Source organism: Mesorhizobium abyssinicae (genome assembly GCF_049887195.1).
In the GTDB taxonomy this organism is placed as follows: domain Bacteria; phylum Pseudomonadota; class Alphaproteobacteria; order Rhizobiales; family Rhizobiaceae; genus Mesorhizobium; species Mesorhizobium abyssinicae.
On sequence record NZ_JARAKC010000002.1, the window covers coordinates 1 to 21617 of the forward strand.

Annotated in this window: 22 protein-coding genes; 8 read left to right on the top strand and 14 right to left on the bottom strand. The window is 64.1% G+C overall.

All coding sequences use genetic code 11. The features are described from left to right. The coding region (locus PU724_RS04460) for an ISAs1 family transposase (RefSeq protein WP_426213040.1) at window positions 1–429 on the top strand (429 nt) is incomplete at its 5' end. 89 nt (window positions 430–518) lie between these two features. On the opposite strand, the gene PU724_RS04465 is transcribed toward PU724_RS04460, so the two are convergent. Together PU724_RS04465 and PU724_RS04470 are read right to left on the bottom strand one after the other, a co-directional pair. After that, entirely contained in the window at window positions 519–962 is a 444-nt protein-coding gene (locus PU724_RS04465) for an SRPBCC family protein (RefSeq protein ID WP_354420534.1), read from the bottom strand. A 156-nt stretch (window positions 963–1118) separates the two neighbouring features. Further along, window positions 1119–2105 (bottom strand): DMT family transporter, encoded by a 987-nt coding sequence (locus tag PU724_RS04470; protein ID WP_292350274.1) that lies wholly within the window; start codon window positions 2103–2105, stop codon window positions 1119–1121. Window positions 2106–2333: 228 nt separating this feature from the next. On the opposite strand from PU724_RS04470, the gene PU724_RS04475 reads away from it, so the two are divergent. Then, window positions 2334–3065: a class I SAM-dependent DNA methyltransferase gene (locus PU724_RS04475; protein WP_354420535.1), complete on the top strand. Its 732-nt coding sequence runs from the start codon at window positions 2334–2336 to the stop codon at window positions 3063–3065. A 43-nt stretch (window positions 3066–3108) separates the two neighbouring features. Here PU724_RS04475 and PU724_RS04480 read toward each other — a convergent pair whose 3' ends face one another. Continuing rightward, window positions 3109–3390 carry a hypothetical protein gene (locus PU724_RS04480; protein ID WP_127310501.1) on the bottom strand — a complete coding sequence of 94 codons (282 nt, stop codon included), beginning with the start codon at window positions 3388–3390 and terminating at the stop codon, window positions 3109–3111. A gap of 412 nt (window positions 3391–3802) precedes the next feature. Between PU724_RS04480 and PU724_RS04485 the strand changes: the two genes are divergently transcribed. Then, window positions 3803–4243: a lipid-binding SYLF domain-containing protein gene (locus tag PU724_RS04485; RefSeq protein WP_127286806.1), complete on the top strand. Its 441-nt coding sequence runs from the start codon at window positions 3803–3805 to the stop codon at window positions 4241–4243. 101 nt (window positions 4244–4344) lie between these two features. On the opposite strand, the gene PU724_RS04490 is transcribed toward PU724_RS04485, so the two are convergent. The 3 genes from PU724_RS04490 to PU724_RS04500 form a co-directional block, all read right to left on the bottom strand. Further along, complete coding sequence (locus PU724_RS04490; RefSeq protein ID WP_127286807.1) at window positions 4345–5412, bottom strand: glycosyltransferase family 2 protein; 1068 nt, start codon at window positions 5410–5412, stop codon at window positions 4345–4347. Between the two features lie 432 nt (window positions 5413–5844). Further along, window positions 5845–6819: an outer membrane protein gene (locus tag PU724_RS04495; protein ID WP_354420536.1), complete on the bottom strand. Its 975-nt coding sequence runs from the start codon at window positions 6817–6819 to the stop codon at window positions 5845–5847. Then, window positions 6747–7511, bottom strand: a complete 765-nt coding sequence (locus PU724_RS04500) for an outer membrane protein (RefSeq protein ID WP_354420537.1) — start codon at window positions 7509–7511, stop codon at window positions 6747–6749. The genes PU724_RS04495 and PU724_RS04500 overlap by 73 nt, the downstream gene beginning before the upstream one ends. Window positions 7512–7805: 294 nt before the next feature. Between PU724_RS04500 and ade the strand changes: the two genes are divergently transcribed. Next, a complete protein-coding gene (ade, locus tag PU724_RS04505) occupies window positions 7806–9515 on the top strand; it encodes an adenine deaminase (protein WP_354420538.1) in 1710 nt (569 codons plus the stop codon). Between the two features lie 27 nt (window positions 9516–9542). On the opposite strand, the gene PU724_RS04510 is transcribed toward ade, so the two are convergent. From PU724_RS04510 to PU724_RS04525, 4 genes are all read right to left on the bottom strand, one after another. After that, entirely contained in the window at window positions 9543–10922 is a 1380-nt protein-coding gene (locus PU724_RS04510) for a pyridoxal phosphate-dependent decarboxylase family protein (protein ID WP_354420539.1), read from the bottom strand. A 75-nt stretch (window positions 10923–10997) separates the two neighbouring features. Next, window positions 10998–11726, bottom strand: coding sequence for a GNAT family N-acetyltransferase (locus tag PU724_RS04515; protein WP_426213043.1), 729 nt, complete (start codon window positions 11724–11726; stop codon window positions 10998–11000). A gap of 16 nt (window positions 11727–11742) precedes the next feature. Further along, window positions 11743–12477, bottom strand: coding sequence for a class I SAM-dependent methyltransferase (locus tag PU724_RS04520; protein WP_187331177.1), 735 nt, complete (start codon window positions 12475–12477; stop codon window positions 11743–11745). A gap of 32 nt (window positions 12478–12509) precedes the next feature. Continuing rightward, window positions 12510–13415, bottom strand: a complete 906-nt coding sequence (locus PU724_RS04525; protein WP_354420541.1) for a ketopantoate reductase family protein — start codon at window positions 13413–13415, stop codon at window positions 12510–12512. A 275-nt stretch (window positions 13416–13690) separates the two neighbouring features. Here PU724_RS04525 and PU724_RS04530 point away from each other — a divergent pair, with 275 nt between their 5' ends. From PU724_RS04530 to PU724_RS04540, 3 genes are all read left to right on the top strand, one after another. After that, a complete protein-coding gene (locus tag PU724_RS04530) occupies window positions 13691–13912 on the top strand; it encodes a hypothetical protein (protein WP_127393940.1) in 222 nt (73 codons plus the stop codon). Window positions 13913–14345: 433 nt separating this feature from the next. Beyond that, window positions 14346–15701 carry a sensor histidine kinase gene (locus PU724_RS04535; protein WP_127285203.1) on the top strand — a complete coding sequence of 452 codons (1356 nt, stop codon included), beginning with the start codon at window positions 14346–14348 and terminating at the stop codon, window positions 15699–15701. Beyond that, entirely contained in the window at window positions 15698–16342 is a 645-nt protein-coding gene (locus tag PU724_RS04540; RefSeq protein WP_128276152.1) for a response regulator, read from the top strand. The genes PU724_RS04535 and PU724_RS04540 overlap by 4 nt, the downstream gene beginning before the upstream one ends. A 130-nt stretch (window positions 16343–16472) precedes the next feature. Here PU724_RS04540 and PU724_RS04545 read toward each other — a convergent pair whose 3' ends face one another. The 4 genes from PU724_RS04545 to PU724_RS04560 all read right to left on the bottom strand — a co-directional run bounded on the left by PU724_RS04545 (window position 16473) and on the right by PU724_RS04560 (window position 20039). Beyond that, on the bottom strand, window positions 16473–16946 hold the full coding sequence (locus PU724_RS04545) for a hypothetical protein (protein ID WP_127285198.1): 474 nt from the start codon (window positions 16944–16946) through the stop codon (window positions 16473–16475). Window positions 16947–17466: 520 nt separating this feature from the next. Continuing rightward, window positions 17467–17907 (bottom strand): hypothetical protein, encoded by a 441-nt coding sequence (locus PU724_RS04550; protein WP_128276151.1) that lies wholly within the window; start codon window positions 17905–17907, stop codon window positions 17467–17469. Between the two features lie 772 nt (window positions 17908–18679). Then, the gene (locus PU724_RS04555; protein ID WP_354420543.1) at window positions 18680–19567 is read right to left on the bottom strand and encodes an EamA family transporter; all 888 of its coding nucleotides are present in this window, start codon (window positions 19565–19567) and stop codon (window positions 18680–18682) included. A gap of 112 nt (window positions 19568–19679) precedes the next feature. Further along, window positions 19680–20039 carry a low affinity iron permease family protein gene (locus tag PU724_RS04560; protein ID WP_354420544.1) on the bottom strand — a complete coding sequence of 120 codons (360 nt, stop codon included), beginning with the start codon at window positions 20037–20039 and terminating at the stop codon, window positions 19680–19682. A gap of 111 nt (window positions 20040–20150) precedes the next feature. Here PU724_RS04560 and PU724_RS04565 point away from each other — a divergent pair, with 111 nt between their 5' ends. After that, complete coding sequence (locus PU724_RS04565) at window positions 20151–21146, top strand: YihY/virulence factor BrkB family protein (protein ID WP_320254388.1); 996 nt, start codon at window positions 20151–20153, stop codon at window positions 21144–21146. Window positions 21147–21617 lie beyond the last annotated feature (471 nt).

The following is a 21617-nucleotide window of genomic DNA, read 5'->3' on the forward strand; positions in this document are numbered from 1 at the left end:
GTCGCGGAGCGGACCGAGACCAGCCATGGCCGCGACGAGTGGCGGCAGGCAGAGGTCGTGGCCGCTGCCGAGCCGCTGATGCCTGGCCATAAAGCCTTCATCCGCATCTCCAGCCGGCGCGATCAGGGCGAACCGCTGACGCGCCTGTTCATGGCCTCGACACTGCTGTCGCCACAGCAAGCCCTCGACCTCTCAAGGGCGCATTGGCAGATCGAGAACGGGCTGCATTGGGTGCTCGACGTTCATCTGGGCGAAGATCAATCCCGAGCCCGCAAGGACCATGCTCCGGCCAACACCGCAATCCTCACCCGCATCGCCAGAAACGTCCTCCAGGCAGCCGATGCCGACAAAGTCCCCATCAGCCACCGCATCAAGAAATGCGCGTGGAACGACGACTATCTCATCCAGGCGCTAACCCATATGCGATAGCCCTGCCCACAAAGGGGGGAGATCAGCAGTTTCGGCCTCGGCGCCATCAATTCTTCTTTCCAGCTTTCGTGCCCGGCGGCTTTAAGCGCCTACTGATTGATCTCGGGCTCAACGAGCTTTGCCAGGTTGCGGAGCGACTCCTGCCAGCCGAGATAGCAGGCCTCGACCGGGATGGCGTCCGGGATGCCGGCCTGCGTGATATCGAGATCGGTGCCGCACGATACCTTCTTCAGGATCACGGTGACCTGGATCTCGCCCGGAAGGTTGGGATCGTCGAACCTGTCGGTGTAGCGCAGGCGCTCGCCCGGAACGAGTTCGAGATACTCGCCGCCGAAAGAATGACTGTCGCCCGTCGTGAAGTTGCGGAAGGACATTTTGAACGTGCCGCCGACCTTTGCGTCGAAGCTGTGCACCGTGCAGGTGAAACTGTTCGGCGGAAGCCATTTCGCCAGCGCGTCCGCTTCCGTGAATGCGCGGTAGACCTTCTCCGGCTTGGTCGCCAGAACGCGGTGCAAACGTACGGTGCTCGGCATATCGAATGTCCTTTCTGATTGCTGTCCGATGCCCCAAGGACGGGCGGGGCCCGGCCAGTCCGACACAGGCTATCAGATTTTTTGAGGCGCGGGCCGCAGCCACCCTATGCGGGCGGGATCGGCTTGGGTTTTGCGCGATTGCGGACGGGAACCGCCTCACGCCTTTCCTGGAATTGCGCCGGGCTTGACCACGGTGGCGAGCACGATCCCGGCGACAATGAAGGCCGCGCCAACGAGATCGTAGTCATGCAGGCTCTCGCCGAGCAGCAGGTAGGCGAGTATGGCGACGAACACGGTTTGCAGGTAGAGCAGCATGCTCGCCCTGCTCGCGCCGAGCGTTTCCACGCTTCGGTTGTAGAGATAGTACATCAAGGCGCCGCCCGGGCCCGCCAGATAGGCAAGTGCCAGCAAGCCGTCGCCATTCATGGCGGAGCGTTCGTCGTTGAACAATTCCCACAAATGGAAAGGCAAGGCGACCAGCGCGCCTGCCCCCAACAGGAGCACGACCAACGGCAGGAGCTCGATGCCGAATTTGGCGCGCCGCACGAGCACGGTGTAGAGGGCCCAGCAGAACGCGCTGCCGACGATCCACAATTCGCCGGGGCTGAAGCTCAGGCGAAGCAGCGCCGTCAGGTCGCCATGCGCGACGATCACCAGCATCCCGGCAAGGGCGGCCAGCGCGCCAAGCGACTTCCAAAGCCCGAGCGGCTCGCCAAGCACGAAACGGGCGAGCACCATCGTCATGACTGGCGACAGCGCCATGATGATGCCTGCGGTGCTGGCATCGGTCTCGTTGAGGCCGCGATAGATCATGCCCTGGCAGAGCGTGAGGCCGATGGCGCCGACGGCGACGATCTCCAGCGACCGCGCCCGCAGCAGCGTTATCATCGCGCCGTGGTGGCGATGCACGATCGGCAGCAGGATGGCGCAGGCGAGCGTCAGCCGCCAGAAGCAGAGCCCCCAGGGCGGCATTTCCGGCGCCACCCATTTGGCCGCGATATAGACGCCAGCCGACAGAAGCCAGCACAGCACGGCGGCCGGATAGCCGGTAAAGGATGACAAGGTCGGGGAGGATCCGGTCAGGGAGGATATGGTCCCGACCGCAGGTTGCTCCCCCGGATGCGATATCGGCACTGCCTGCATGTCGTGCCCCCTTCCACGAACGTCCGACCAAGGACGCGGCAGCAATATATCTCAATCTTGGGATGTTACATATGTCCGAGCATCGACGGCGATCGCGGAGATGCTTCTCTCACATGAAGTCCAGACTTCAAATGCGGGGAAGCACCTGGCGAATTTCCACGGGAACGCGAGGCTTGCCGGAGGCGTTGCACATCCTTGCGGGGTGCGGCGGTTACCGGAGAATACGACATGGAAGGGTTCAGGCCTGAAGACAGCTTTCGCGGCGACGTTGCGAAGCGCTACGACGATGAGCTGCGCGGCGACGAGGATGAGACCGTTCAATTCCTGAAGGAGATCGCGGGTGAACGCGACTGCCTGGAGCTTGCGGTCGGCACAGGACGGATCGCCCTGCCGCTGGCAGCCGTCGGCCTGAGGGTCGACGGCATCGAACTTTCGCCCGACATGATCGAGGTACTGCGGGAGAAGCCGGGCGGATCGGAGATCGAGGTCGTCAATGGCGACATGACGGCGGTCGACATGGGTCGCCGCTACGGCGTCGTATATCTGGTGTTCAATTCGATCGGCAACGTGATCACCCAGGACGGTCAGGTCAAGTGCTTCGAGAATGCGGCCCGGCACCTTGATGAGGATGGCGTTTTCCTGCTCGAATGCCGGGTCCCCACGGCGCCGAAGCGGGACGACGGCGGCTTCGTCGAAGTCTCACATCCCGGCACCGGATCGGTCCACATCGCGGCGTGCAGATATGATCCGGTCAGTCAGGTGCTCGACCTGTCACACATCGATATCGGCAATGATATGGTCCGCATGGTTCCGCTCAGGCTGCGGCTGGCCTATCCGCCCGAATTCGACCTGATGGCGAGATGCGCCGGGCTGAAGCTCGAGCAGCGATATGGCGGCTGGAAGCGCGAACCGTTTGACGCCCGCAGCTGGCGCCACATCAGCGTCTACCGGAAGAGATAGCCCGCAGGCGGCAGAGCCGGCATCGACACCGGCCTGGTCGAGATCAGTGCGATGCGCCGCTGGACGGGTGCAAAAGTTCCCAGGTCAAACCAATCCGGCCATGGAACTGCGATGCAAATCGTTCGGCTTCGACGTTCTCCAGGCCATCGTCGACGAGAGCCTCGATGCTTCGCCGCATCAAGGCGAGCTGCATCGCCCGCGCGTGCGCGGCGTCCGTCTCCCGCATGATTTCCGTGACATGGTAGGCGACGACCGGCTGGCCGAGACAGGACAGAAGCGCGCTGGCGTCGGCTGTCGCTGCACTGACTGCTTCTTCGATCTGCATTTGGCGCTCCTCATCAACGCTGATGATGGCGCCTCCCCGGGAGACAACGGTGTTCCGCTGCTTTTCTAGTTCCTCATCTCGCGCACCGACAAAGTGACAGTCGCGCTTGAGGGGCAATCGCTCTCTTGTTCGCTACCAAAACAGTATGCTCCAACATCCAATTAAAGGCGACCGGATAGTTAATCGATGGTTAACAAGGGCGGTCACATCTTAAGCGTTTCTTAGACGAGACGGCGCGGACCAGCGCCGCGCCTTCCTGTCTGGGCCGGTTAGCCGTGGCCGACCGCTCGCAGCCAGATTTAGGCGGCGTGCCTGGAACCAATGAGGAGCGAGACTGTTCAGCAGTAACCTTGATACGACGCTGACGAGCCCGGTCCGGCCGGGCAAGCGGCGATCATGAGGAGTTCTCATCATGAACATTTCGTCCGGAATTCGTTCAGTCGCGGTTGCCGTCATCGCCGCCGGGGCAGTCAGCGTCGCCAGCGTCGCGCATGCCGACAACGGCACGATCCGCTTCGCCATCTACAAGGCGGCCTTCTTCATCGGCGGTGCCGGAGGCGAAGGCACCCTCACCTTCCATGGTCGCCGTTATCCCATCTCGGTCGGCGCTGTCTCGGGCGGCCTCGCCTTCGGGGCTTCCAAGACCTATTTCCACGGCACCGTGCGCCACATTCGCCGCGCCCGGGACGTGACCGGAGTCTACGGTGCGGCAGGCGGTGGCGGGGCGCTCGGCAAAGGCGCCCAGGTCATCGTCATGACCAATGACAGGGGCGCCCAACTCGAACTCTCAGGCAAGCAGGTCGGCCTGCAAATCAATGCCGATCTCAGCGGCATGAGCATCGCGCTGAAGTAAGGGCCGTCTGCCGCCGCCGCGGGTCTTGCCAGATCAGCGACAGCACGCCATGTGGGCCGCAGAACCGCCGGCATGATCTTGCCGCGCCGTTTCTGCCGCCCCTACCCCATCGCCTGGCGGATGGTTTTGGCGAGGCGCGCCAGGAAGGCCGGCCTCGAGGCGGCGTCGAGCTTCCAGGACAGCACGGCGAGCGCCATCTTTCCGGGCAGCATGCCGACGGACAGGAACCAGGCGGCGAGCATGGCTCGGCGCCTGAGCGAGGCCGTCATTTCGAGGCTGGCGACGGCGCCGTGCGCGGCAAGCGCCAGTTTGGAATCATTGGCCACCGGGTGCCGGTCCCTGTCGGCGCAGAGCGAGGCCAGCCGCTCCTCCAGATGAAGCGTATCGTGAAGGACGGTCTCGGACGGCTCGACCGCCAGGCCGACGCCGGAGACCTGGCCGGACAGCGCCGCCATGCGGTGGAAATCATGCGCCACCCGCCAGCGCGCCCGCTCGGCAAGCTTGGCGCCGAAGACGGAATGGTTGGCGCCGTGGATGCGGTAGGCGCCGACGCATTCCTCGATCGACTGTACCTGGCCGTAGAGCGGGGCCAGCGTCGCCAGATAGCCATCGGCGCCCTGGCGGAAATCGGCTTCGGGAATCGGCATGATGGTCTCCAGCGTCGAGCGGTCGAAGGCGAGCCCGCTGGTCACCGTCGTCTGGTAGCGCCCCTTGTGCAGCAGCTTCGGCACCACGTCGCCGTCGTCGAAGGGAAGTTCCGGCGGCGGGAAGACATCCTTGACGTGCTGTTCTTCGTCGACGATGTGCAGCCGCGACTGCACTTGGGCGGTCGCCGGATCCCAGGCGTCGACGATCCTGGAGACGGCGTCAGGGTAGAGATAGTCGTCGGCGTCGAGGAACAGCACGATCCTGCCCGAGCTTGCCGCAAAGCCGGTGTTGAAGGCGGCGGCATGGCCGCCATTCCTTGGCCGCAGGCAGGCGCGAATGGAGTCGCCATAGGATTCTATGACCGCCGCCGAACCGTCGCTCGATCTGTCGTCGACGACGATGACCTCGACATCGTCATGGTCCTGGCCGAGCGCGCTGTCGACGCTGCGTTCCAGGAAGCGCGCGTAGTTGTAGTTCGGGATGATGATGGACACCGGAATCCGGCTGGGCATCGGATGCATCGCGTTTGACCTCGCGTCTTGCTTTGGTTTCAGCGGAACCCGCAGGAACAGGCCTCTAGCCCCACGAGTTTCCCGGGGGCAAAGCTTGCGCTTGCCCGGGGAGACGGGTTGCGTTGCGACGTCAGCTGAGCGGCCGCGATTGCCTTCGAGGGTCATCCGCCGCAGACATCGGCATGCGGCGCGAGGCGGTCGGGGATCCGGTCAGGCCGGCATGGCATGGCGGCCGGCCTCGACGGGAATTGTCCGTCATTCGATTTGGGACGGTCCGTCGCGCGCCCCGAAGGCATGGCCGGAGTGTGACCGCGAAATGCGGCCGCAACAAGCCCCGCGCGTCAATTGCGCCCGCCTTTCCGGCTGGAGCGGCGCGGCTCCAGTATTTGACTTACACAATTCCGGACGGAAAACCGCTACGCACTTTTCCTGGTATTGCTTCTAGAACTGATAGATGGCCGTCAGTCGCACTGTCTGGTTGGACATGTCGACCTTTGTGCCGGGGCTGACGAAGGAGTTGGTGGTGATGTCGCCGATGGTGCCACCGAAGCCGGCGCCGCCGACGGCGATGTCCAGCGACTTGTACTTGTCGTAGAGATATTCGCCGCGCAGTCGCAGGTTCTCGCTCACCTTCATCTCCAGGCCGCCGCCGATCGAGGCACCGTAGACGGTCTCGGCCATGTTGGATCTAAGCACGGTGGCGGCGCCAAGCAGCGGCGAGCTCGGCGAGTTGGCGACGAAGCCGAAGGCGCCGGCGCCGATCTGGTCGGGGCTCCTGCCAATGGCCAGGCCACCCGAAACGAACGCCATCAGGGCGGGCGTGACCTCATAGCCCGCCTTCAGCCTGACATGGCCGAGCGACTTGACGTCGGAGAAGATCAGCTGGGTGCCGATACATTCGGCATGGCCCGAGCCGAGCTGCTGGAAATTGATGAGCTGCGTCAGGCAGGCCGGGCCACCGGGGCCCCTCGGGTGATCGAAGACGTTGTTCAGCTCGACGTCGCCCTCGGCGCCGAAGATGAAACGCCCGAACTGGTGCTGGTACCCGGCGAGAAGATGGCCGCCGGTCGAATCGCCCTCGAATTCGTTGGACGGCTCGACCCGCAGCGAGCCCTGTGTGACGTTGTTGGTCATGTTGAGGAAGTTGGTGGCGTCGGGGAAACCCACCTTGTGGCGGCTCATCGAGAGGCCGCCGCCGAAATAGGCGCCCGACCAGTCGCTCTTCAGATAGTCGGGCTGCTCGGCCGGATCGTCGGTTTCCGAGAAGGAATAGATGGCCGCCAGACGCACCGTGTGGCTGGAATAGTCGACGCGGTTGCCGGGACTGGTGAAGGAGTTGGTGGTCAGCTCGCCGATGGTTCCGCCGAAGCCGGCACCGCCGACGGCGATGTCGTGCCCTTTGTACTTGTCGTACATATATTCGCCGCGCAGCCGGAAGCCGTGCCCGACCTTGACTGTAGGCCGCCGCCGATGGTCCAGCCATAGATGGTCTCGGCCATGTTGGACCTCTGGACGGTGGCGGCACCGATCAGCGGCGTGCTCGGCGGAGAGGCCATCATGCCGCCGGCGCTGGCGCCGATCGTCTCCGGGCTCTTGCCGATGGCGAGGCCGCCGGCGACGAAACCGAGCAGGCTCGGCGTGATCTCGACGCCGGCGATGCCGCGCACATGGCCGAGCGTCTTGACGTCGTCGAAGAAGGTCGAGAGACCCACGCAGCCGAAATGGCCGGTGGTGAAGACGGGCTCATTGGCACAGGCCGGGATGCCTGGCGTGCGACCGTCCGAGAAGCTGGACCCGATCTCGTAATCGGCCTCGGCACCGAACACGAAGCGGTCCTTCTGGAAGAGATAACCGCCCAGCACATGCCCGTCGACCGTATTGCCCTCATGGGAGAGATCGGGGGTCTTCTCGAAATGCCTGATGCCCGGCGCGGTGGTGTCGTCCATGATCACCCGGTCCATGCCGTTCGGAAAGTCGACCTTGTGCTTGCGGAAGGACGCGCCGCCGCCGACATAGAAACCCGACCAGTCGCTGGCCATGGCTGGAAGCGCCACGCTCGCGAGGCAAGCAGCAGCAAACGCGGCTTTCGCCGACGATACGAAATGCATGAGATCCCCCCGGACCAATATTAAAGGTAGCTAATATCGGAGTAGCTGATATCACGTATTCGTGAACAGACGTATGGCCGAAATGCAACAGGCCATTGCATTTTGCGCGTCAAAAGGTTGCTTCCGGTTGCATCAGGATCACTACGGCCAGCCTCATGGCAGCGCTCTGCGCAGGCCTCAGCCTTCCATATGACAGACCTGCTCATCGTCATGTCCGCGTTCTGCTGATCGGCCCTTGACCGCTTCAGCACTTCAGCCGAGCGTGGACGAGCATCCCACCCGAGCGAGCACCCGATGGATTCGAAGACACTGCTGACCCGCATGATCCGCGCCGGCTCCGGCGAGGTGCCCGCCGATCTGGTGGTCCGCAACGTGCGGCTGCTCGATGTCGTCACCGGCACGGTGAGCGAAACCGATATCGCCATCGTCGCCGACCGCATCGTCGGCACCCATGCGCGCTATCAGGCGGCCGAGGAAATCGACGGTCGCGGCCGCTTCGCCGTGCCCGGTTTCATCGACACGCATCTCCACATCGAATCCTCGCTGGTCAGCCCGCTCGAATTCGACCGCTGCGTGCTGCCGCATGGCGTCACCACCGTGCTTTGCGACCCGCATGAGATCGCCAATGTGCTGGGAGTCGAAGGCATCCGCTATTTCCTCGACTGCGCAGAGCGGACCATCCTCGACGTGCGCGTCAACCTGTCGTCCTGCGTGCCGTCGACGACGTTCGAGACCTCGGGCGCGCGGCTGGAAGCGGAGGATCTCATTCCCTTCCGTTCCCACCCCAAGGTGGTCGGGCTTGCCGAGGTGATGAATTTTCCCGGCGTGCTCGCCGGCGACGAAGGCATGATCGCCAAGCTCGACGCCTTTTCCGACGGCCATATAGACGGCCACGCGCCGCTGCTCAGGGGCCAGCGGCTCAACGGCTATCTGGCGGCGCGCATCCGCACCGACCACGAGACCACGACCGCCGCCGAGGCGCGCGAAAAACTCGCCAAGGGGATGGCGATCCTGATCCGCGAGGGCTCGGCCTCCAAGGACCTTGACGCGCTGGCCGAGATCCTCGACGCCGACACGTCGAGCTTCGTCGCGCTCTGCACCGACGACCGCAATCCGCTCGACATAGCCGAGGAGGGCCATCTCGATTCCTCGATCCGGCGGCTGATCGCCAAGGGCCGGCCGCTGCATCACGTCTACCGCGCCGCCAGCCATTCGGCTGCCCGCATCTTCGGTCTCACCGACCGCGGCCTGGTGGCACCCGGCTGGCGGGCCGACATCGCGTTGCTCGACGACCTCGAGGACTGCCGCGTCAGCGACGTCATCGCGGGCGGCCGGCTGGTGAGCCCGGCGCTGTTCGAGACGCGGCGGACGGTGGCGCCGGTCGGCCTCGGCTCGGTGAAGGCGAGGCCGGTCACGGCGGACGCCTTCCGTGTCGAGGCCAGGGCCGGCCGCAACCAGACGCCGGTGATCGCGATCAAGCCCGGCCTCATCATCACCTTCCGCGAGGACGCCGCCCTGCCCGTCCTCGACCAGTCCCTGCAGGCCGATCCCAAAGCCGACATCCTCAAGGCCGCCGTGGTCGAGCGGCACGGCAGGAACGGCAATATCGGCAAGGGTTTTGTGCGAGGTATCGGCCTCAAGCGCGGCGCCATCGCCTCCTCGATCGGCCATGACTGCCACAACATCACCGTGGTCGGCGCCACCGACGCCGACATGGCGGTGGCGGTCAACCGGCTTATCGCGATGGGCGGCGGCATGGCGGTGGCCGACAATGGCGTCATCACCGCCGAGCTGGCGCTGCCGCTGGCCGGGCTTATGAGCCTCGACTCCTTCGAGACTGTCACCCATGCACTGCACCAGTTGCGCGAGGCCACACGCGCGATCGGCTGCACGATCCCTGAGCCGTTCCTGCAGGTGGCGTTCCTGGCGCTGCCGGTCATCCCGCATCTCAAGCTGACCGACATGGGCCTGTTCGACGTCGACAGGTTCGGCTTCGTCGAGTGAGATTATCGTCGACCGGCGAACCTTACCTCAATCGTTCACTTCGCCGGCCGCCGTGATCACCTCCGAGACGATTTCCAACACATTGCCGTCCGTCGTGCGGTGGTTGACGAAGCACGCCCTGAGCGCGAACTGGTCGCGGACCGTCGCGTTCGACAGATAGACGCGACCGCGGGCATTCACGCGTCTCAGGATCGCCCTGTTGTCCTTGGCGCGATGGCGGAAACAGACCGCGCTGAGCGCCACCGGCGCCAGAAGCTCCAGCTCCGGATGCGCCTCGACCGCCTCCGCCAGCAGCCTTGCATGGCGCAGGTCCTCGGCGATCGCGTCGCGAAAGGCGCGGCGCCCGTGATATTGCAGCGACAGCCAAAGCTTCAGTGCGCGGAAACGCCGCGACAGCTCGAACGATTCCTCGAAGAAGGCGAAACCTTCCGTCGGATCCTGACTCAGCAGGCCGACATAGTCGTCGCTGTGCGAAAACGTCTTGCGCGCGATGTCCGGGTGGCGATGCAGCAGGCAACCGCAGTCGAGCGGCTGATAGAGCCATTTGTGCGCGTCGAGCGAAAGCGAATCCGCCAGCGCCAGCGAATTGAGCCGCTCCGGCAGGGCCAGGGCGGCCAGTACGCCATATGCGCCGTCGACATGCAGCCATAGGTCCTCGCGCCCGGCGACGTCGGCGATCTCGGGCAGCGGATCGATGGCGCCGGAGACGATGGTGCCGACCGTGGCGACAATCGCGATCGGGTTTCGTCCGGCCGCGCGATCGGCGGCGATGGCTGCCTGGAGGGCATCTGGCCGCATCCGGAACTGATCGTCGACGGCGACCAGCCGCAGGTTGGACCTGCCGATGCCGAGCAGCGCCACCGCCTTGGGAATGGACATGTGCACCTGCTCGGACGCATAGATGACACCGCCGCGCACTCCCGTTTCGTTGGCCGGCAGCTTTGCTTCACGCGCCATCGCCAGCGCCATCAGGTTTGCCGCCGAGCCGCCGCCGCAAAGGCTGCCTGTGAACCCGGCGCAGCCGACCGCCTGCGCCAGCCACCCGACGACGGCGTGCTCGATCGACGTCGCCGCCGGAGCCGATCGCCACGAGGTGACGTTCTGATTGAGCACCGCCGCCAGCAATTCCCCTACCGCGCCCACCGGCTCGCCCGAACCGAGCACGTAGGCGAAGAACCTGCCGGTCGATGGTCGCGCATGCGCAGCGATCAGCTTGAAGTCGTGCAGGACATCCCCACCCCTGCCCTCCTCGGCCCAGGGCCGCGAGAAGAGCTCCGTCGTCTCTTTGCCGCTGGTCGACGGATAGGCCGGACGGTCGTCGAGCGAGGCCCAGTAGGTCCGGGCGAGGTCCATCGCCTCGTCCGCCAGCCGCGACAAGTCCTGGTTGGAGATTTCGAGCGCCTTCATAGGCCTGCCCCCTGCATGCGAAACCACTGAGTTGATTAGCACGAAACCGGCATCGTCACCGGCAAGGGTTTTCCGTCAGACCGGCAGCGGCGGATCCGCCGGCTCGACAGGATCATGGCCGGCAGCCGAGCGTATTTCGGTCAGCGACCAGACCTGCCGCCCATCGCGGAAGTTCGCGGGATCGAGCCAGGCCTCGAAGGCGGCGCGGCGGGCCGGCCATTCGCTGGAAAGCATCGAATACATGCAGATGTCGCGCGGCTCGCCCTTCAGGAACAGGCCCTCGCGCAGCATGCCTTCATAGACGAAGCCGAGACGGTCTGCCGCCCTGCGCGAGCGCTGGTTGGTCGAGGTGCAGGTCCATTCCAGCCGCCGGTAGCCGAGATCGTCGAAGACGTGGCGCAGGATGAGATAGAGCGCCTCGGTGGCGAGCCGGGTGCGCTGCAGCGGCGGCGTGTAGAGTACGTAGCCAAGCTCGACGACATGATGCGCGGGCCTTGCCTCCATCAGGCAGAGCCAGCCGAGTGGCCCGCCGTCGGGACCGTCGACGGCGAAGAAGGCGCGCTTCGGATCCGCCACCAGGGCGGCGACATGTTCGGCGAAGGCCCGCTCGGTGGCGAACGGCCCCACCTTCATGTCGATCCAGGTGGCCTGCGTGTGCTCGTCATGCGAGAGCGGATAGAGCCTTGCCGCGTCGCGCGCGGCGTCGAGCGGCCGCAGCCGCCCCCAGCGGCCGACAAGCTCGATTGCCGAGGGAACCGGCGCATCACCCGGTTCAATGTCGTCCGGCTTCAGTTTGGATGCCATCATCGCGCGCCCTTGGTCAGTTCCAGTACCGGAACATCCTACCCATTCTGTTCGGCATCACGAATATCTCCTCCGCATGGGAAAAGCCGGCTTCGCGCCCCATGCCGAGCCATCTCGCTGCGGTTTCCGGGAAATCGGCCAGAAGCATGTGCCGTTCCATGGCGGCGAACTCCTCGTCGGAGACGGCCGACCATTCATCGCGCAGCAAGGAAAAGCGCGCGAGCCAGGCAGCGCGATCCTCTCCCTCGAACAAAGCGGGCTCCCATATGACGAACAGGCCCATCCCTCCCAGGGCCCTGCGGACGTTGCGCATCAGCCGGGCCTTGCCCTCGCTCGACAAGTGGTGCAGCGACATGCCGATCCAGATCACGTCGACGGGTTCCGACCACTTCGCCATCGCATGCACGAAATCGCTGCAGCGCAGCTCAACGGGGCAAGGCAGGACATCGAGCTCTCGCGCCGCAAGCCGCAGCGATGCTTCGGACAAATCGATGCCGACATAATTGCCGATCGTGGTCGTCCTCAACGTCGCGGCCGAGGCGCCGGCATCGCCGCAGGCAATGTCGAGAAACCGGAACGACGCAGGCGCAAGCTCCGTGAGCACGTCGCGCAGCAGGCGATAGACCTCGCGATGGAACATCAGGTTCGCCGCCACGATCCTGCGGTAGGTCTCGAGCTCCTGGTTGAACATATTTTGGGAGCCTGTTGCCTCGCTCCCTGTCGTCACCGGCATGCCTTCGCTCGATGTCATGACGCCCTCCATGGAAGGTCGATGGGATGCCGCTAGGGGACGGCACCGGCTGCGTGGAGATGCAAGGCGCGGAAGACCGCCGTGTGGCCAGGGGTCGCTATGCCGAACTTGATGCCCAGCTCGTGCATCCGCCCGGACAGCCAGGCGACCTCGATCGGTTTCCCTCTTTCGAGATCGTTGGCCATCGACGATTTCACATGCGGGGGGAATGCGGACCATCTGGTCGTGACGCGTCCTTCGAACCCCTCGGCCAGCGGATGGCCGGCCGCCGCGGCAATCGCTATTCCCTCATCGCGCAGCTGTTCGATGAAGATACGCGCCTCGGGGTCGTCGAGGATCGGACCGATCCCCGAGCGCATCAGCGACGTTCCGCCGGAGAAGGCAGCCAATGTCACGAACTTCTCCCACAGCACATTGTCGATGTCGGCAACCGGCTTCAGCTCCAGCCCGATAGCGCGATCGCATAGCGCCTGAAGATCCTTGATGAGAGGATCGCCATGCCCGCCGACGAGAATGTGAGGCAGCCCGCCGGCGTGGACGACTTCTCCCGGCTGCTTGATGAAGCCGGATAGATAGGTGGCGCCACCAATGACGCTGTCGCCGGGAATATGGCGGCGGAGAATGCCGACGCTGTCGATGCCGTTCTGCAGCGTCACGACGCGCGTTTTCCCGCTGACGAGCGGTCCGAGCGCGCCGGCGGCCTTCTCGCTGTCGTAGAGCTTGACCGCGAAGATCACGAGATCGACGGGACCGATATCGGCCGGCGCGTCGCTCGCGCACACATCGGCCAGAAAGATGTTGCCGATGTCGCTTTGAATCCGCAGGCCGCCCTCGCGCATTGCCTGCAAGTGGGCACCGCGAGCAATGAAGCTGACGTCGCCTCCCGCCTCGGCGAGCCTGGCGCCGACATAGCCGCCGATGCCGCCCGCTCCTATCATTGCGATCCGCAGGCCGTCCCCTCGACGGCAACCGCCGCCACTGGCCGCGCGAAGCTGCAAATGCTTGCATCGGCGCGATCAATATTAGCATTTCCTTGAGGACCCAGCCAGCCGGACCGGGCGGATGTCCGGCGGCAAGCAGATCGCACCGAGCCATCCGGCGCGGCCAACGGTGAGTGATACCGGCCCACGGGACGTAATTGCACCCAAAAGAAGTCAGGACATGCGCTTGAAAGCCCCAACTCGCGGGGCATATGAAAGATATAGAGAAGTATATGACTCGCTTCCGGGGGGTAGCGGTGGCGCGCAATCAGGTATCGGACAACAAGCGGCTTTCGGCCTTCGACCTCGACCTTCTGCGCGAGGCTTTCCAGAAATCGGCCCGTGAGCATGGCGTCACGGCGGCCGATTGGGCCGAACATGCCAAGCTGTTCATCGAGCGAACGGCACAAAGCGAACCCGGCAAGGAATTCACTGGGCGAAGCACCCCGCCATAATGGCCGGCGCAGCTTGGGGCTTGGGCTTCGGGGGGCAAGCCGCACCGGCCACTGCGGGTTCGGGTGTCGCACGCCCGCCGCGCCACGGACCCTACAAACATATTAGCAATCACTCAATTAAGCCTGAGTGCGTAGCCCACGAAGGGATGAGCCGGCATGCCAGCCATCGGCCCGTCTCGTCCATTTGACGGACGTCACCTCCCAGGGCTTCCCGAACCGTTTCGCCAGCGCCCGGGGCGGAAGCTGAAGCAGCCCGGAGTGACCGCATTGCGTCGCACCAAGAGACTGCACGATGCCAACGGTCGCTCCCGCGTGGCCCACACCAAGGTCGATGTCGCAAACGCCGGACTAAGTCTATAGTCTTCGCAGCCAGGGGAGAGGTGTGCGATTGTTCGGGACTTTCTTGGGGGGATTTTTGCGGCGATGGGGCAGGTTGTCGCTGGCGCTGCAGTTCTTCATTGCCAGCGGCGTCGGGTTGCTGGCCGCGATGCTGCTGGTCGGGCTTTGGGTGACTTCGCAGATCCGGGACGGCGTCATGCGCAATTCCGCCGCCACCACGGCGCTCTATGTCGACAGCGTGATCGCGCCGCTCTTGCCCGACATGCGCAAGAGCCGCGAGCTCAGCGACACCGTCAAGCGGGCGCTGGACGAGACGCTGGGCCAGGGCGCGCTCGGCAAGCGGCTGGTCTCGTTCAAGCTTTGGCGGCGCGACGGCATGATCCTCTATGCCGACGACGCCGAGCTGATCGGCAAGACCTTCCCGCCCAACCACAACCTGATTTCGGCTTTCGCGGGCAATGTCATGGCCGAATACAACGACCTCGACGACGACCCGGAAGCCGGTGAGGAGAAAACGGTGAACGCGCCGCTGTTCGAGATCTACAATCCGGTGCGCGAACCCTGGTCGGGCGAAGTCGTCGCCGTGTCGGAGTTCTACGAGATCGCCGACGACTTCCAGGAAACGCTGAACGCGGCGCTGTGGTCGACCTGGCTGGTGGTGGCTGGCGCCACGGCGGCGGCATTGGCGCTGTTGTCCGGAATCGTCTTTCGCGGCAGCCGCACCATCGAGACGCAACGCACCGCACTCGAGGCGAAGGTGACGGAATTGCAGTCGGCGCTGTCGCAGAACTCATCGCTGCGCCAGCGCGTGCAGCGGGCCTCGCGCCGCGCCACCGCCATCAATGAACGCTATCTCAGGCGCATCGGCGCCGACTTGCATGACGGGCCGGCGCAGCTTGTGGCGCTGGCCGCGCTCAGGATGGACAGCCCGCTGCTGCTCGATCCAGCCGCCTCGAGCGAATTGCGCGAGGCCGAGATATCGGGCATCCACAAGACGCTCGGCGAAGCGATGCGCGAGATACGCGGCATCTGCAACGGCCTGGTTCTGCCGCAGATCGAGACGCAGGCCGTAGTCGACATCCTGACGCTGGCGGTGAAGGAACACGAGCGGCGCACGAGCAGCAAGGTGGCGCTGACGCTTCCCGGCCGCCTGCCGGAACTCGGCACTTCCGAGAAGATCAGCATTTACCGTTTCGTACAGGAAGGGTTGAATAATGCGTGGCGGCATGGAAAGGGCAAGGATCAGGCGGTGCGGGCCGGCATGAAAGGCGGCAGGCTGATGGTGGAGGTGATGGACGGTGGTCCTGGCTTCGATCCCAGCAGGAGCGAGGGGCTCGGGCTCGCGGGCCTGAGGGAACGCATCGAAAGCATCGGCGGACAGTTCGAAACACTGTCCGGCCCGCAAGGCACGCGATTGGTGATCACACTATCTGTCGAGGAGCAGCCGTGACCGCAACCATCCGTATCGCCATTGTCGACGACCATCCGCTGTTTCGCGAGGGCGTGGCGCGCAGCCTCGGCGAGATCGGCGGCTTCGCGGTGGTCGGCGAAGGCGCCAGCGCCGACGACGCCGAAAGGCTGGTGCAGACGACCGCACCCGACATCCTCCTGCTCGACATCAGCATGCCGGGCGGCGGGCTCAACGCCGCGGCTCGGATCCTGTCCGGCCACCCCGGGCAGAAAATCGTCATGCTGACAGTGTCGGAAACCAATGCCGATGTCGCCCAGGCACTCAACACCGGCGTGCGCGGCTATGTGCTGAAGGGCGTCGGCTCCAAGACGCTGGCCGAAATACTCGGCGAGGTCGCGGCTGGCCAGAGCTATGTCTCGCCGACGCTGTCGGCAAGACTGCTGTCGGACCTTTTGCAGCCGGCGAGCCGCAAGCCCGACCCGCTCAGCCAGCTCACCGGCCGCGAGGCGGAGATCCTGCGTCTGGTGGCGGAGGGCCTCAGCAACAAGGAGGTCGCCGCCAGGCTGTCATTGCAGGAAAAGACGGTCAAACATCACATGACCAGGGTGCTGGCCAAGCTCAACGTGCGCAACCGCACGGAGGCGGCGCTACTGATGCATGAGGCGAAGGAGAAGAATTAGATTAGTGAATGGTGAATGGATAGGCGCCAACACTATTCACCATTCATCCATTCACTATCTATTCACAAAAGTCACCCCCGTCCTCAGGACGGGGGTGCGTGAGGGACAGAAAGGGGGTAGCTCCCTGCCCTCACAAGCCCAGCAGGCGCGCCAGATCCTCGGGCGTCGCCTGGCGCTCGACGATGGTTCGGCCAAGAGCATCCTCCATCTCGAAACGGCCGTTCCGGATTTCTTCCTTCATGCCGTCGGGATGGACGACCTTGATTGTGTCGCCATCGATTTCGACCTTGTCTCCGGTCGCCGCGTTGACGTGGCTGTTGTGGCTGGCGCTGTTGCCGCGGTTGCCGTTGTTGTTGCCTGAGTTGTTGTTACCGCTGTTATTGTTGCTGTTGCCGCCGCCGGAGCTTGAATTGCCGCCGCCGTTGCCGTTGCCGCCACCGTTCCCATTGCCGCCATTGCCGTTGCCGGCATCGGCATAGGCCAATGCAGGAACGATCCTGGCGGCGCCATAGAGCTTGACGTGGCAAGGCGCGATCGTCAGCGCCAGCACCGTCGAGGCCCCCAGGACAAGCCGGCTCAGCCGGTTCAAGGACAGTGTGAGCATCTCCTCTCCCTGCCGGTCTTCTCTCCGGTCTGGCAGACCGCGGCCGGCATGATTGAGAAGAGGAGAGCATCCATGCATGGGCACGCGCGCGAAAGCGGCCCACGACCCTTGCCCTGCCGGTTCGGACCTTTTTTTGCGCCTCTGCCGGACCTATGTCGCAATGCCGGCGCAATGCGACCCGCGCGACGAACGGCAACGCCAGGACGCGGCAAGGTTGCGGCGCGTTAACCAAACCTCTTGGAAAGCGCAACGCAATTCTCTAAGACTATAGCGCGCGTGAAAAATGCCGGGACCGCGCCAACGAGCCGCGATGCGCCAAGGGTTGCCCTGCGGGAATGCAAGGCGGACCCCAAAAAAATACCCCCGCCAGAAGGCGGGGGCAAGGTGAGCAGCGAAAGTCCTGTCAACCGATGATCAAGGACTGAAGAGACGAAGCAAAAGGTGGCAACCTGATTTTGCAGCGCTGACCTTCGGTCCCGAAACGATCACTTCCAGATAGAACCTCGCTCTCACAAACCGTTCAAAAACTCTTCAGCCGCGCCACATCGGCAGCGGTTGCCCTTCTATCGACGATGGTGCGCCCGAGCGCGTCCTCCATCCTGAAGCGGCCGTTTTCGATTTCTTCCGTCATTCCGTTGGGGTGCGTGACCCTGATGCTCTTGCCGTCGACTTCGACCTTGTCGCCGGTTACGGCGTTGACATGATCGACAGTGGCATTCTCGCCGGTGCCTTTGCTGTTACCCTTGCCGTTGCCGCCGGCGTTGCTGTTGCCGCTGTTTCCGTTGCTGCTGCCGCCGCCGCTGTTACCGTTCCCGTTGCCGCCGCTATTGCCGCCGCCGTTGCCGTTGCCGCCGCCATTGCCATTGCCGCCCTTGCCGGCTTGGGCCTTGGAAGCGACGGGACCGTCGATCGAGAGATGAAAAGGTGCGATAGTCAACGCCAGCGCCGCCAGCGCCCGCAAGACCAGCCTGCAGCCCATGCGCGGTACGCGCATCCCATTCTCCCCATGCCGGTCAACCGGCCCGAACCCAGCCGAAACCCCAACGGCATTGTCGATGCGAAAACATTCACAAATCGCAACGCCTTGCGGAAGTGGCCCACGACCCATGTCTTGACGATTCGGACTTTTGCACAAACGACGTCAGACCAAAGTCCTAGTTCAACCTCGGGATGTAGTCCTGCGAAGGCTCCCGCAAGCCGCAACGCCGCACCAACCCGGAACCGGCGATCGACGAGTCAGGCACTCCGTTCGGCAACCATCGACCGTTGCCGGCGCTAGCGACCACCGGGCATCCGGCAGCGAATAAAGCCGGGCGACACCGACCTGGCCGAAATCGCCGGAGAGCTAGCCGCCGGCGGCGTGACCGCCTGAAAGCCATCGAGGCAAGGCTGCGTGCCGAGCATTTCAGCCAGAGGCAGATCCGCGACCCGAGCCTTGAACACCAGCAACCTTGCTGGCAAAAGTAGACATAAAAACAACTGCTTAATTGCAACTGCTGAAGCAACTAAAGCGCAAGGCTGACTTGGCCAGCCGGGCAAGGCGAGCCGGAAGTTGACAGGCTCGATTGGTCTGGCAAACTCGCCCGACAATTTTTGGAGGGTGGGATGAGCAAGAAACCCTACGCAAAGCCCGAGCTCGTCAAGAAGGACAAGCTCTCGCAGGTCACCGCGGTCAATGGCGGTTCCGTGATCATCAACGGGGCCGGCTGACAAAGCCAGCAACAAGCCGATTTCTAGGCTGGCGACGGCACCGGCGGCCTTGCCGTGATCGCCGTGCCGAAAGCGGCGAGGATTACAGCCGCTATGCCCGCGCATTGCAGCGCCGTCAGCCGTTCGTGCAAGAAAAGGAAGCCAATCAGCGCGCCCAGCGCCGGCTCCAGGCACGCCATCATGCCATAGACCCTGGCCGGTATCCTGGTCAGCGCCATCATCTCCAGCCAGAACGGCAGCGCGCAAGAGAGCAGACCGACTATGACGGCCAGCGCCAGCACATGCGGCTCGGCGATCTTGGGTACGATGTCGGTTAGGCCGAAGGGCAGCGACAGGGCGGCGGCGATCGCCATGCCCCAGGCCGTGGTGCGGCCGCCGAGCTCGGCGCCGGCCTTCTGCGCGAAGACGATGTAAAGCGCCCAGCACCCGCCGGCGGCAAGTGCCAGCAGCACGCCTATCGGATCGAGCGCCTGGCGCACATCGGCGAAGGGTGACAGAAGCACGACACCGGCCAGCGCCAGCGCCACCCAGGCCAGATCCCTTGCCCGGTGCGACGTCAGCGTCGCGACCAGCAGCGGGCCAGTGAATTCGAGCGCCACGCAGATACCGAGGGGGATCCTGGTGAGCGCGGCATAGAAGAGAAGGTTCATGAAGCAGAGCGTGACGCCATAGGCGATGAGCCAGGGCAGCACCGCGCGGGAGGGCCTTACCCGCCAGGGCCTGAGCACCATCGCCAGCATCAGCGCGCCGGCGACGAGCCTCAACGTCGTCGTGCCCTGGGCGCCGACGACCGGAAACAGGCCCTTGGCGAAGGCAGCGCCCACCTGAACCGACAGCATGGCCGCCAGCAGCCCGAGGACGGGCAAGGCGCCGGCTTCGGCTCCCGTTTTGGTGATTGGCGCCGACGTCACGGTTCTCCCCTGCCTCTTGAGCGATGTGTCGGAGATAGGGTCAAAAGGCCTGCCTGTCGTGAGGCACGGACGCATGGTTGATGGGGCAGGATGCCGATCCCCGCCAGCGCTGCTAGGCCGCGCCCGATCTGCTCTTGGCCGCGCCCTCTGCACGTTGCTCGATGGCTTCAAGCTTGGCGGAGATCTCTTCCCGCGAACCGTGCTCGAGGCCGACGACGTCGTTTCTCGCGGCATCCAGCGCCACGATGATTTCGTTGAGCTTGGCCTGCATGGCCGAGGTGTCACGGTAGTTCTGGATCAGCACGACCCCGGTCAAGGCAATGGCCGAAATCGAGAGGATGTAGGTCCCGACCGTCGAGCTCGCCACAAGGGCGCATGAAAGGGCGGCGGCCAGCATGACATAGAAGCCCGGCGGCTTCGAAAAGAACTCGGCAAGAAAATAGAGCGGCCGCTCCATGATTGTGTCTCCCATTGTTGCCTTCAATGCCGCAAAGGCAGTTCGGTTGCCTCGGGAACAAAATGGCAGACGGCAGATTGAGGATCAGGCCGGCTGCTTTGCCGGCGTGCCAGGGCGTTCATGTCGATGATCTGGGCTTTGCTGAAAGAGAGCGCGACCGGCTTCGTCAACGACAATGCCTTGAGCCGGGGCGCCGCGCTCGCCTTCTATGCCGCGACCTCGCTGGCGCCGATCCTGCTGATCGTGGTGGCAATCTCAGGGATCGCGATCGGGCACCAGGCGGCGGAACTCGCGCTGTCGGCGCAAATCTCCGGGCTGATGGGCTCACAGAGCGCGGAGCTTTTCCGCGCCACACTGGAGTCGGCGTCGAACCAGACAAGCGGAACATGGGCCGCACTGGCTGGACTGGTGACGCTGATCGCCACTGCATCCGGGGTTTTCGGTGAGATGCAGCTTGCGCTTAACACGATATGGAAAGTCCCGCCGACCGACACGTCCCTGTCGAGGATGGTAAGGGCGCGCGCCGCGAGCCTCGGGCTGGTTGGCGCGTTGGGCTTTCTTTTGCTGGTCTCCCTGATCGCCAGCGCGGCGATCTCGGCGTTGGCGGCGATGCTGAACGCGTATCTTCCATTTGGCGAGACGATAGCCAGCGTGCTCAACACGGTCCTGTCGTTCATTTTGACGGCGGTGCTGTTTGCGGCGATCTACAAGGTCTTGCCGGACAGGTCACTGGCGTGGCGCGATGTCGGCCTGGGCGCACTGGTGACGGCGGCGCTCTTCACGGTCGGCAAATCGGCGATCGGATGGTACCTGGGCGCCAGCACGATCGCCTCATCCTACGGCGCCGCCGGCGGCCTCATCGTCACGCTGCTGTGGGTCTATTATTCCTCGCAGATCTTCCTGTTCGGCGCCGAGCTGACGCGCGCCTATTCGATCCGCCGCGGGACGAGACCGGACTTGGGCCCGGTCGTAGCGCAGGCCGTGGCCGCTGAAAAGGCGGTTGCCGTCGCCGAACCCGAGCAGCCATCTCGCGGCATCACCTGGGTCTCAATCCTGATTTCGGCCTGCGCCGGCTCGATAGTCGCGCTCATGCTCGACCGGGACCGCCGGGCTGATCAATGAACGCGCCGCCAATTCTGTCTCATTGCGAAGGCCGTGCTGAAAGAGGCAAACGGCAGCCGCCGCCTCGCCTCCGTTCTGCGCGACAACATTTGTTATAGCTCGCTCGGCGGCATGCTCGTAGCTTCGGTTCGCACCATATCTTGCTGCGTTGCACAACGTCGCACTGCCCTTGACCCATTCGCCAAGGCAACCATCCGGAAATTATGATCAAATATCAAACAAGCACTCGCACAAGTTGCGCGCAACTTACTCAGAACTAAACCTTGAATACTTATAGACGAAACAGAACAAGCGTCGGATTTCAGCACGTCTCCCGACGCACTGGCGCGCGCAATTGGCAAAAAAAGGCGAAATATGGGCGAATCTGTGCCTTTTGTCGGGTCCGAGATCACAGTTTTATTTCAACACGGTAAACATTTTGTGTTGCGGCGCAGCATTCCGTGCTACATTCGTTAGCAGTTGCGAATGTGC